This window comes from Mesorhizobium sp. M7A.F.Ca.US.014.04.1.1 (genome assembly GCF_003998745.1).
In the GTDB taxonomy this organism is placed as follows: Bacteria; Pseudomonadota; Alphaproteobacteria; order Rhizobiales; family Rhizobiaceae; genus Mesorhizobium; species Mesorhizobium ciceri.
This window is the reverse complement of sequence record NZ_RZRW01000129.1, coordinates 1-11810: the sequence shown is the minus strand read 5'-3', so window position 1 is coordinate 11810 and position 11810 is coordinate 1. Positions and strand designations below refer to the sequence as shown.

Sequence of the window (11810 nt, the reverse complement as noted above, 5' to 3'; positions counted from 1 at the left end):
AATCACTTGAACCGGGGTGTCGATGCGCGGCAGATCGGCAAGGCGATCATGGTCGAGCAGCATGCGCACGCGCGCAGCACTGACTGTCAGCGGCGCCAGGGTGTCAGGGGCGGCGGCGACGGCTGCGTCGAGTTCCCCGGCATGCGTTTCGAGGTAGGACGGTTCGTGGCAGAGCACATGGCCGAGGCGCTGATAGGTCTCGGCCAAGCCGGCCTCCAGCAGTTCGGCGCGAGCGCTGAAGAGCGTGCGGAAACGGCTGTCGGCTCGCGCCCAGGAACTGCTGATCGTATAGCTCAGGCCAAGTTCCGAATGATCGAGCGCCAGCACCTGCGCGATGGCGCCACCAGTGGAATGCCCGACAATATGGGCGGGACCGCCCGTCTGCGCCAGCAGGCCGGCAATGTCGCTGGCGATCAGGGGAATGGAATAGGGGCTTTCGGGGCGATCGCTGCGACCGGCGCCGCGATGGTCGGTGACGATGACGCGATGGTCGGCCTCGAGCAGGCGTACCACACCAGTCCAGAACCTTCCATCACCGCCGAGCCCGGAGATGAGGATGAGGCGTGGGCCGGCGCTGCCTGATGTCTCGTAGTGGATGCGGCAGCCATCGGCGGCGGTGAAGAAGGGCATCAGCTGAGGCCCTCCCTGTCGAGCAACTCGCCAAGCGCCGCGACGAGACTGAGCGCCGTGAGCATCGAGGTTTTCGGATTGTTGGGCGAGGGTGCGTTGACGAGGCGGAAGGAGGCGGTGCCGGCGGTGCTCTCGACCTCGATTTCATGCATGTTGCCGGCAGCTTTCGGATCGGCAACCACGCGCACTGTGACTTTGTCGATACCTGCAGCGAGCGCCACGGCGAAGGCGGCGTTGAGGTTTTTCGGATAGAGCTTTGCCGCTTGCGCCGGCGTGCCTTCGAAGAGGGATACCGCGTCGTGCTCGGCCGACAGGCCAAGAGTGGCAAGCTCGACTTCCCAAGCTGTCGGCGGCTTGCGCGAGGTGTAGCGCACCCGCGCCTCAGGAAGTGCGGCTATCGCCCTGAGATAGTCGAGACCGCCCAACGCGCCTGACGGCAGGACCAAGCGCGCGCCGCTATTGCGCGAAGCATCGGTCAGCCTCGCGGCAAGGATCGGATCGGCGAATGCACCGATCGAAGCGATGATGGTCGGGATGCCGGCTTCGAGAAGCGCGGGCACATAAGCGGCCACCGCCTCCTGGCTTGCCGCCTCCACCACCGCCCGGGGGCGCGGACCGATCAGCGCGTCAAGCTGCGTGACAGTGCTGACATTCGCCGGCAAGTCGCGGCGGGTACCTTCGCGCATCAGCGCCACCCAGCAAACCGAGTCCACTGGGAAAGCTGAGACGATCTCGCGCGCGATCGTGCCGAAGCCGATGAGGCCGAGCGTCACCATCCGAGGCTTCTTCAGGGATTCTGCCTCAGGGGATCGAACTTGTCGGCGAGGTCTGCCCCGAACACCGTCTTGCGCTCGATTTCCAGAACGTTTTCGGGGCGCGGGAAATTGGACGGCACACGGTCACCTGGCTTGCGCGGCTTGCCGATCAGGCGAAAGAAATCCTCGAGCCCGTTCGGCACGATCAACCAGATCCAGCGCAGGCGCGTGTCGCCGTCGTTGATGAACATGTGTCGGACATTCTTCGGCAGGAACACCACGCTGTCCGGTTCCAGCGGATATTCCTTGCCGTCGATGACGGCGCGGCCATGGCCTTCGATGACATAGACCGTCTCTTCGTTGCGGTCATGCGTGTGTTCGCGCACATAGCCGCCGGGCGCTACCGACTGCGTGCCCAGCGCGAAGGGGTGCTCCATGCCGACGATGTGCGGCGCGAGCGCCACGTCGATATGGCCGTTTGCGGGAACCGGCTGCCAGTAGCTTTCGCGCGTTTCGGTTCCGGAAACATGGATGCCAGAGGGCGCGGGTGGAAGGTTGGTGTCGTCCATGGCTCTGCCTGTCGAATGGAGCTGCGAAGGTCGTTCGGGCGCGTTGCTGACTTGGAGAGGGTACAGCGCAAAAAGTGTCGACACAATAGTAGACAGATTAAATTTCGTGCCTCTATATAGTGCTGTGTCGATGATGGCAGGGGAATGCCGATGGGCGAGTACGATGTTCTGGTGATCGGTTCGGGATCGGCGGCCTGCTCGGCAGCGCTGCGGGCCGCCAAGGGTGGCCTCAGGGTGCTCGTCATCGAAAAGAGCGAATGGTTGGGCGGCACCTCGGCCATGTCCGGTGCCGGGGTCTGGATACCCGCCAACCATGTCGCGGCCGAAGCCGGCATCGCCGACAGCCGCGAGGATGCGCTCGCCTATCTGCGTGCGGTCGCGCCCGAAGGATGGGAGCAGAAGGAAGATGCGCTCTGGGGCGCTTTCGCCAAGGCCGCGCCGGACATGCTGCACTTTCTGTCCGTCAACACGCCGCTCGATTTTCGCTTGATCAACGAGCCCGATCCCTTTGCCGAAGCGCCGGGCGGGAAACTCTATGGCCGCATGCTCTCGCCGAGGCCGCTCAGCCGCCGTCTCCTCGGCAAGTTTGCGCGGAGTCTGCGCCGCTCCACCTTGCCGCACAGCTTTACCTACCAGGAGATCGTCGACCTCGATCTCTATCACCATCCCATCCGCGCCGGGTTCAAGGTCTGGCCGAAGCTTCTATGGCGATGGCTGACGAATTCCGGCGGCCAGGGCACGGCACTGATGACCGGGCTGATCAAGGGCTGCCTCGATGCCGGCGTCACCTTTCAGCCGGGAACGCGCGCCGTCACCCTGCTTCAGGATCCGGACTCACGCATCGCCGGCGCGGAGGTGGAGAGCAAGGGCCGGCGCACGAAGATCGTCGCGCGCCGCGGCGTCGTCATCGCAACCGGCGGCTTCGAATGGGACGCCGAGATGCGCGCACGCCACTTCCCCGGCGCCTTCGACCGGATCGGCAGCCCGCGCGGCAATGAGGGCGACGGCCAGAAGCTTGCGGCTTCCGTCGGCGCGCAATTGGACCGCATGGATCAGGCGAACGTCTATCCCTGCCTGCCGACGCGCTACCAGGGACAGTCGCACGGCTTGCCGATGACCTTCCAGGCCGAGCCGCATTCGATCGTGGTCGATCGCGAGGGAAAGCGCTTTGTCAGCGAAAACGCCTTCAACATCGGCGAGGCGATCGATGCGCGCGGACCGGATGGCGAGCCCGTCCATCTGCCCTGCTATCTCGTTGGCGATAATCGTTTCCTCAAAACCTCGCTGCCTTTCCGCTGGTATGCCTCCTACGAGCGCGACTGGATCAAGAAGGCCGATACCATCGCTGGCCTTGCCGCCAAGCTCGGGTTGCCGGCGGCGGCGCTGGAGGAGACGATCGCGCGCTGGAACGGCTTTTGCGAGAACGGGCACGATGCGGACTTCCACCGCGGCGATAATGGTTGGGAGGCATACAAGGCGCATGGCCCCGAGAACCGGCTGAAGCCGATCGACAAGGCGCCCTACGTCGGCATGACGATCAATCGCTCGATCCTCGGCACCAAGGGCGGGGCCCGGACCAACGAGCGGGCGCAGGTGTTGAGACCGGACGGCTCGATCATTCCCGGCCTTTATGCGGCAGGGCTTGCGATGGCCAACCCCATCGGCACGCGCGCCGTAGGGGCCGGCACCACGCTCGGCCCGAACCTGACCTGGGGCTTCATTGCGGCCGAGACGATCCTGCATCAGAACAGGTGATCGCGGAAGCCTACATGGCAGACGGCACCGAACCTCAGAAGCACACCGGAGGCATGGGGGTGATCGCCGGAGCCTACGGTCTTGCACGATCGCCGGTGTCGCCCTGGCCTGAACGTCCCGGAAGCGCTTCATGATCATTATTCGGCTGTCGCCGTGAATTGCAGGGAGCCGTAGGGGTGTTGGTGGATGTTTCGTCTTCGCCATCTAGCGGATTGGTTTTTTGATAGTTACGCCCGCTTGTCGTCCGGATGGCCAAGCTCGCAGAACCACCCGCCCAGATACTTCACCGATGGCGCCTTGGGATCCGGAATCTGCGTCTTCGCCTCGACCGCTGCGCGGAATGGCTCGGCGCTGTCTTGCGGGATGAACCCCAGATGGTTGGCGCCGCTGTTGTCGACCATTTTCAGCTTGTTGTCGGATATGCCGAACGAGATTGTGTGCCCGACGCGCGGCGCCGTCAGTGCTGCTTCGACCAGACGAACGCAGTCGGCGAAGGAAAGATACGACCACAGCATGCGTCGGTCGGCCGGTTCGGGAAAGGACGAGAAGATACGCAGGCAAGCCGTCTCAATGCCGAACTTGTCCCAGTAGAGCCGGCTCAGGCTTTCGACGAAATTCTTCGACACGCCGTAGAGGCTGTCGGGGCGCACCGGCGCATCGACGCCGATATGGGCTTCGACTTCATGATAGCCGATGGCATGCACCGAGGAAGCATAGATAACCCGCTTCACGCCGTGTTTCCGGGCGCCTTCGTAGATGTGGTAGGATCCGCGAATGCTGGAATCCAGGATCGTTTGCCATTCGCATTCAAGCGGCGCACCGCCGAAATGCACGATCGCGTCGCAGTCCTTGGTGGCCGCAAGTGTAGCCTCCATGTCGGCGAGATCGAAGACCGCTTCTTCCTCGTGAGGAGCAAGATCGCCGAACGGTTCGCGACCCGCCAGGCGGATCGTTTTTGCCAGCGGCACCAGCCCCTTTCGCAGTTCCGAGCCAAGCCGGCCGGCGGCGCCGGTGATCAGGATGCGTTCGTAATGCGGCATGGTCTACTCCACTTGCGCGACGGCGGCGTTGATCCGCGCGATCGCCTCGGCAAGCACCTCCTCGCTGGTGGCGGTGGAGATACGAAAATAAGGTGAAAGTCCGTAGGCAGTGCCCGGCACCGAGGCCACGCGGCCTTCGTTCAGAAGATAGGTCGCCACCGCCGTATCGTCCTCCAGCATGACGCCTTTTGGGGTCCTGCGGCCGATCAGGCTGGCGCAACCGATATAGGCATAGAAAGCTCCTTCCGGCGGCGGCAGCGTCAGGCCGTTGATGCGCCTTATGCCATCGACGACCAGGTTCCTGCGCGCCTCGAATGCATCGCGGAAACGAGCCACCTCGTCCTGCGGGCCATTCAGTGCGGCGACCGTCGCCGCCTGGGCAATCGAGCAGACCGAAGTGACCGACTGGCTCTGGATGATCGACATCGCCTTGACGAGTGGTGCCGGGCCGGCTGCATAACCGACACGCCAGCCGGTCATCGCATAGGCCTTGGCCACGCCGTTGACGATGAGGCTTCGGTCCTTGAGGTCAGGGCAGGCCTTGCCGAAGGATACGAATTCGCGGTTATCGAAGATGATGTGCTCATAGATCTCGTCCGACAGGATGAGCACCTGCGGATGCCTGGCAAGGACAGCGCCAAGCGCCTTGAGATCGTCGGCCGAGTAGACCGCTCCGGATGGATTGCCGGGCATGTTCAGGAACAGCCACTTGGTTCTCGGCCCGATCGCCTTTTCCAAGAGTTCGGGCGTCAGCCTGAAGCCGCCGCTTTCCCTGCATTCGACCGTGACGGGCGTGCCGCCTAGCAGCTTCACCATCTCAGGATAGGAGACGAAATAGGGCGCGGGCAGGATGGCCTCGTCGCCGGGTTCCAGCGTCGCCATCAGCGCGTTGAAGATGATCTGCTTGGCGCCGTTGGCCACGACGATGTCGTCGGCCGTGTAGTCCAGTCCGTTCTCGCGCCTGAACTTCCCGGCCACGGCCTCGCGCACTTCCGGCGAGCCGGCTGCGGCGGTGTAGAGGGTCTGGCCCGCTTTGGCGGCTGCATAGGCCGCTTCGATGATGTGGGCAGGCGTCGGAAAATCAGGTTCGCCAAGGCCAAGGTCGATGACGTCGACGCCTTTGACCCGTAGCGCCTTGGCCGCCTGCGAGGCGGCCATCGAAGCCGACGGCTTGACCACGGACAGGCGCGAGGAAATGTAGCTCATCGGCTTTTCTCCGAAATATAGCCCCTGGACACGTCCTGTGCCCGCGCCTCCGTACTGCGCCTGGAGGGATCGCCATAGCCGCCACCGCCAGGAAGTTCCAGCACCAGACGACGCCCTGCCGGAACGTGCTGCCAGCCCTTGGGGCGCATCAGCGTGCCATCGTCGAGCCTGACGATGCCGGCTATCCCGTCCTTGCCGCCATCGCGTCCCTTGGCCGGATGGTTGACCCGGTCGAACATGGCGGAAAAATCGAACTCGTGGCCTTCAGTGGCCGCGATTTCGAGGATCTGGCCGAGGCCGCCGCGAAATTCCCCGTCGCCCCCGGAATCGGGACGCAGTTCCTTGCGCCAGATGACGATCGGCCCGGTGTGCTCGGTCGCCTCGATCGGCATGGTATGGACACCGGACGGAAAGGCGGTGGCGGACAGCCCGTCCAACGTCGGGCGGGCCCCCATGCCGCCGGAATTGAACATCAGCACCTCGGCGCGGCGTCCATCGCTCCCGGCGACCGGCCTGACCGAGATGTGGATGTTCCACAGTGCCGCCGCCCCTTCGGCAAGGATCTGGCCCGGCAGCGCCTTGGCCAGCGCGCCCAGCACCAGATCGGGCACCATATGGCCGATGACGTGCCGCAGGGAGACCGGCGCCGGCCGCGGGGCGTTCAGGATGTTGGTCGGCGACGATATAGTGAACAGAGCAAGCGAGGCCGCATTGTTCGGGATCTCCGGCGCCACGACGCATTTCAGGGCGTAGCAGGCATAGGCCTTGCTGTAGATGATCGGAACGTTGATGCCCCATCGGCTTGTCGGATCGGTGCCGGAGAAATCGACATTCAAATGGTCGTCCTCAATCGAGACAGCTGCCACCAGCTTGACCGGCGTATCGTAGCCGTCGGTCACCAACTCGTTCGACCAGGTGCCTTTCGGCAGCGCCTTGATGCGCTCCAGCGTCGCGTCATGCGTGCGCGTGAAGATGAACTCTCCCAGCCTGTCCAGCGATGCCAGGCCGATCTCCTTCATCATGTCGACCAGGCGGCGATGGCCGACCTCGTTGCAGGCGGCCAGCGAATAGAAGTCGCCGACGACCTGGTTCGGCTCGCGCACATTGGCGCGCAGGATCTTCACCAGATCGAGGTTCACCTTGCCGCGCTCGGCGAACTTCATGATCGGGATCTGGATTCCTTCCTCGTAGACTGACTTGCCGTCGGCGCCGAAGCCACGTCCGCCAACATCGACCACGTGCGCGGTGCAGGCGAAGAATGCCACCAGTTCGCCGTTCAGGAACGAGGGCGAGACCATGGTGATGTCATGGAGATGGCCGGTGCCTTTCCAGGGATCGTTGGTGACATAGGTGTCGCCCTCGTACATCTCCTCGCGCGGGATCTCGTTCATGAACTGCAGCACGGCCTCGGCCATGGTGTTCACATGCCCGGGCGTACCGGTCACGGCCTGCGCCAGCATCTCGCCGCGCGGATTGAACACGCCGGCCGACAGGTCGCCCGATTCACGCACCGACGTGGAGAAGGCCGTACGCAACAGGGTCAGCGCTTGCTCCTCGACCACCGAAATCAGGCGATTCCACATCACCTGCATGCGGATTTCCAAGATGTCGCTCATGCCTGGACCCCTTTGCGGATCAGGAGGATCGAACCGTCGCTCTGTAGCGCGGCATCGAAGAGAGTGGTGACGACCGTCGACGTCTCACGCTCGACGATCACCGCCGGACCGCTGATGCGATCCCCTGGCGAAAGGTCGGCGCGTTCGATGATGGCTGAAACCTGCACGGTTCCGGTCGCCGGATCGAAAACCTCGCGCGTTTGCGAAGCGGCGACGGTCCTGGTCCCCATGGTGATCTCGTGCCTTGCGGGCGCCGGCCGCACGTCCTGCGCCTTGACCGACCAGGTGACGATCTCGATTTCCAATCCGTCGAGGCCATCAATGGCACGGCCGAAGAAGCGCGCATAATTGTCCCGGAAGGCGTCCTTGAGGCTCACCTCATCGCCGGGCTTGAACGCCCTGTCGGGCAGCGGCACCGGGATTTCCCAACCCTGGCCGGCATAGCGCATGAAGGCGGTGATCTCGCGGGTGATGGCATTGTTAGTGCCGGCTCGCACGAAGCTCTCGGCAGTCGTCTTCAGCCCGTCGAGCAGCGCATTCACCTCGCATGCATCGAAGCGCGACAGCCGCATCAGCTTGGAAGCCAGCGCCTCGTAGCCGAACGGCGCCTTGAGAAAACCGATGGCCGAGCCGACGCCGGCGCCTTGCGGGACAAGGCACTGTTCGACGCCAAGCTTCTCGCACAGCCGCGCCGCATGCAGGGGCGCTGCACCGCCAAAGGCGATCATGACATTGTCGGAGATGTTCTTGCCGTTTTCCACCGCGTGGACGCGGGCGGCATTGGCCATATTCTCGTCGACGACCTCGCAGATGCCGAAAGCGGCGGAAACGGAATTGAGCGAAAGCCGGGTGCCGACATCGCGGGTGATCGCCTGCTCGGAAGCCTGCGTGTCGAGCCTGATGGCGCCGCCGGCGAAATTGTCGGGATCGAGCTTGCCCAGCACCAGGTCGGCATCGGTGATGGCCGGGCGGCTGCCGCCACGCCCGTAGCAGGCGGGACCGGGTTCGGACCCGGCACTTTCCGGGCCGGTCTGGATGCGGCCCATGGCGTCGACCCAGGCGATCGAGCCGCCGCCGGCGCCGATCTCGATCATCTCGATGACCGGGATCGAGATCGGCATGCCGGAGCCTTTGCAGAAGCGATAGGTGCGGGCGACCTCGAAGGTCCGCGCCGTGCGCGGCGAATAGTCCTCGATCAGGCAGATCTTCGCGGTCGTTCCGCCCATGTCGTAGGAGACGACGGAGTCCAGGTCGAAGCGCCGCGCCACGTCGGCCGCAAAAATGGCACCGCCGGCCGGACCGGACTCGACCAGGCGCACCGGAAATTCGGACGCGGTTTCCATCGAGATCAGTCCGCCGCCCGAGTGGATCATGAACACCGGACAGTTCGCCCCCATCTCCTTCAGCCGCACCTGGAGGCGCACCAGATAGTCGGCCATCTGCGGCCGGACATAGGCATTGGCGCAAACCGTGTTGAAGCGTTCGAACTCGCGCATCTGCGGCGAGACCTCAGCGCTGATGGAAATCGGTATGTCCAGCTTTCTGGCGAGGATCGCGCGTGCCCGCTGCTCATGCACCGGGTTCATGTAGGAATGGATGAAGCCGATGGCGACGGCGCCGAAGCCGCCCGCGGCGATGCTGTCGGCGATCTCGTCGAGCGCTGCTTCGTCCAGCGGCTGCAATTCCTTTCCGTCCGCGCCGATGCGCCCCTTGACCGTATAGCGATGCTCGCGCGGGATCAGCGGCGGCGGCAGCTTCAGGTTCAGATCATACTGTTCGAACCGGTTTTCCGTGCGCATCTCGATGACATCGCGAAACCCTTCGGTGGTGACCAATGCCGTCTTGGCGCCACGCCGTTCGATGAGCGCGTTGGTCGCCAGCGTGGTGCCGTGAATGACGATGTCGAGGTCCGCCAGCGTGATGCCGGCGTCGCGCACGACGATCTCGATTCCGTCGAGGATAGCCTGTTCGGGGGCGGCATAGTTGGTCAGGATCTTGGTGGAAAAGATCGTGCCGCGCACATCGACCACAATATCGGTGAACGTGCCGCCGATATCCGCGCCGAGACGGATGTCATTTGCCGTACTGGTCATGCGTTGGCCTTATGCGAAGCGAGCGCTGCGTCGCGCATTTGGGAAAGGGTTTGACGCGGCGTGATCGCCTCCGGGGAAATATCCAGCTCCAGGACCGCGCCGGTCGCGGATGCCAGCGCCCTGCCGAAAGCGCCGGCGAACTCCCCCGTCGCGCCGACCCGCTCGGCGTGGAAGCCATAGGCCCGGGCGATGCCGACAAAATCCGGGTTCTCGATGTTCGTTCCCGACACGCGCGCCGGATAGTGCCGCTCCTGATGCGCGCGGATGGTCCCGTAGATGCCGTTGTTCAGGATGAGGACGATCGGCTGCGCCCCGGCCTGCATCGCCGTCCCCAACTCCTGGCAGTTCATCTGGAAATCGCCGTCACCGGCAAAACAGACCACCGTGCGTGAGGGAAAGGCCACTTTGGCCGCGATGGCCGCCGGCAGGCCGTAGCCCATGGCGCCGGATTGCGGTGCAAGCAGCCGCGCCTTTGGCCCGAACCTGAAGAACTTGTTTGGCCACACGGTGAAATTGCCGGCGCCGTTGGTGAGGATGACGTCGTCGGGTAGGTTCTCGCGCAGCCAGCGGCTGACTTCGACCATGTCGACCGGGCCCGGCTGGGCAGGCGCGGTGAACGTGCCCTCATAGCTTTGGCGTGCCTGCGACCGCCACGCGCCCCAGTCGCCCTTGACCGGCGAGAGCGCCTTGGCGAAGGCGTTCGGCCCGGCATGGATGCCAAGCGAGGGCACGTAGATCTTGCCGATCTCGCGATCCGAAGCGTGGACATGGATCAGCTTCTGCTTCGGCTCGGGCACAGACAGCAGCGTGTAGCCATCCGTGGTCATCTCGCCGAAGCGCACATTGATCGCCAGGATCACATCGGCGTCCCGGATCAGCTTCTTGACATGCGGGACCATGCCGACACCGGCCTCGCCGACGAAGACCGGTGAGCCATTGTCGAACTGATCCTGGAAACGGAACGCCGCGACCACCGGAATGTCGGAGGTCTCGGCGAAAGCCTGGAGCACGGCACGCCCGTCAGCTGACCAGTTGGCACCGCCGATCAGGATCACCGGTCTGCTGGAGGCGGCCAGCATGGACCGGGCCTCGGCCAGCGCATCGGCATCGGCCGCGGCCTCGAACACCCTGGCAGGCCCGCTGAGCGCCGCGACATCGGTCAGCGTCGTCAGCATGTTCTCGGGCAGGGCGATCACCACCGGGCCTGGCCGCCCGGTGAGCGCCGTGGTCCAGGCCCGGGCAATGATTTCCGGCAGGCGCTCGACAGCGTCGATCTCCACCGCCCATTTCGCCATCGTGCCGAACACCGCGCGGTAGTCGATTTCCTGAAACGCTTCGCGGCCGCGCATGTCGGTGCCGACCTGGCCGACGAACAGGATCATCGGCGAACTGTCCTGCATCGCCGTGTGCACGCCGATGGACGCATTGGCGACACCCGGTCCGCGCGTCACGAAGCAGATGCCCGGCGAACCCGTCAGCTTGCCATAGGCCGAGGCCATGAATGCCGCGCCGCCCTCGTTGCGGCACAGCACGTAGTCCAGCTTTCCACGAGTGTCGTGCAGCGCGTCCAGCACGGCCAGATAGCTTTCGCCCGGCACACCGAAACTCTTGGTCGCGCCGAGCGCGATCAGGCATTCGACAAGAAGGCGACCGCCATTGCGGATCATGCTGCGACATCCTTCATTCAGGCGGCAAGCGGATCGAGCCTGCCTTTCGGATTCATACGTGCACGCTGGCGCATCGAGACGAAACCAAGAAATGCCGTCTATTCGAAAGTTTTTCTTTCCCGAGAGGCGCGAACCAGGACGTCCGGGTTCATCGTGCCCAGCGGATCGAACGCGCCTTTGAGCCGCGCCATGAGCTCTCGCTCCACCAGGCCGCGATTGCGGTCGGCCATGACCACCTTTGCCCGGCCAAGCCCATGCTCGGCGGCAAAGCTGCCGCCCATCTGAGTGGCAAGAGATGACAGCGCCTCTGCGAACAGCTCGGCCTTGCCGTCGAAATCGGCACGACCTTCCGGCGGAGACAAATTGTAATGGATGTTTCCGTCGCCGAGGTGCCCGAACGGGTTTATCCGCACACCGGGAAGAATGCCGCCGCAGATCTTCGCGCCAGCCTCGACGAAACGGGCGATTGCACCTGGAGG

10 protein-coding genes are annotated in these 11810 nt (G+C 64.3%); 1 reads left to right on the top strand and 9 read right to left on the bottom strand.

What is annotated here, in order from left to right; translation table 11 throughout:
- The 3 genes from EOA22_RS11585 to EOA22_RS11575 form a co-directional block, all read right to left on the bottom strand.
- The coding region (locus EOA22_RS11585) for an alpha/beta hydrolase (RefSeq protein ID WP_127389974.1) at nucleotides 1–630 on the bottom strand (630 nt) is incomplete at its 3' end.
- A complete protein-coding gene (locus EOA22_RS11580; protein WP_063168734.1) occupies nucleotides 630–1406 on the bottom strand; it encodes an aspartate dehydrogenase in 777 nt (258 codons plus the stop codon). The genes EOA22_RS11585 and EOA22_RS11580, both read right to left, overlap by 1 nt.
- Before the next feature lie 11 nt (nucleotides 1407–1417).
- Entirely contained in the window at nucleotides 1418–1954 is a 537-nt protein-coding gene (locus EOA22_RS11575; RefSeq protein ID WP_063168733.1) for a cupin domain-containing protein, read from the bottom strand.
- Between the two features lie 150 nt (nucleotides 1955–2104).
- Here EOA22_RS11575 and EOA22_RS11570 point away from each other — a divergent pair, with 150 nt between their 5' ends.
- Nucleotides 2105–3709: an FAD-dependent oxidoreductase gene (locus EOA22_RS11570; RefSeq protein ID WP_199489654.1), complete on the top strand. Its 1605-nt coding sequence runs from the start codon at nucleotides 2105–2107 to the stop codon at nucleotides 3707–3709.
- A gap of 227 nt (nucleotides 3710–3936) precedes the next feature.
- Here EOA22_RS11570 and EOA22_RS11560 read toward each other — a convergent pair whose 3' ends face one another.
- From EOA22_RS11560 to EOA22_RS11535, 6 genes are all read right to left on the bottom strand, one after another.
- On the bottom strand, nucleotides 3937–4749 hold the full coding sequence (locus EOA22_RS11560; protein ID WP_063168731.1) for an NAD(P)-dependent oxidoreductase: 813 nt from the start codon (nucleotides 4747–4749) through the stop codon (nucleotides 3937–3939).
- Nucleotides 4750–4752: 3 nt separating this feature from the next.
- Nucleotides 4753–5955: a pyridoxal phosphate-dependent aminotransferase gene (locus EOA22_RS11555; protein WP_063168730.1), complete on the bottom strand. Its 1203-nt coding sequence runs from the start codon at nucleotides 5953–5955 to the stop codon at nucleotides 4753–4755.
- Entirely contained in the window at nucleotides 5952–7571 is a 1620-nt protein-coding gene (locus EOA22_RS11550) for a hydantoinase B/oxoprolinase family protein (RefSeq protein WP_063168729.1), read from the bottom strand. The genes EOA22_RS11555 and EOA22_RS11550 overlap by 4 nt, the downstream gene beginning before the upstream one ends.
- Nucleotides 7568–9664, bottom strand: coding sequence for a hydantoinase/oxoprolinase family protein (locus EOA22_RS11545; RefSeq protein ID WP_063168728.1), 2097 nt, complete (start codon nucleotides 9662–9664; stop codon nucleotides 7568–7570). Before EOA22_RS11545 ends, EOA22_RS11550 begins: the two co-directional genes overlap by 4 nt.
- Nucleotides 9661–11331: a thiamine pyrophosphate-binding protein gene (locus EOA22_RS11540; RefSeq protein ID WP_063168727.1), complete on the bottom strand. Its 1671-nt coding sequence runs from the start codon at nucleotides 11329–11331 to the stop codon at nucleotides 9661–9663. The genes EOA22_RS11545 and EOA22_RS11540 overlap by 4 nt, the downstream gene beginning before the upstream one ends.
- A gap of 98 nt (nucleotides 11332–11429) precedes the next feature.
- Nucleotides 11430–11810: FAD-linked oxidase C-terminal domain-containing protein (locus EOA22_RS11535; RefSeq protein ID WP_206521277.1), on the bottom strand; the 381-nt coding region annotated here is incomplete at its 5' end.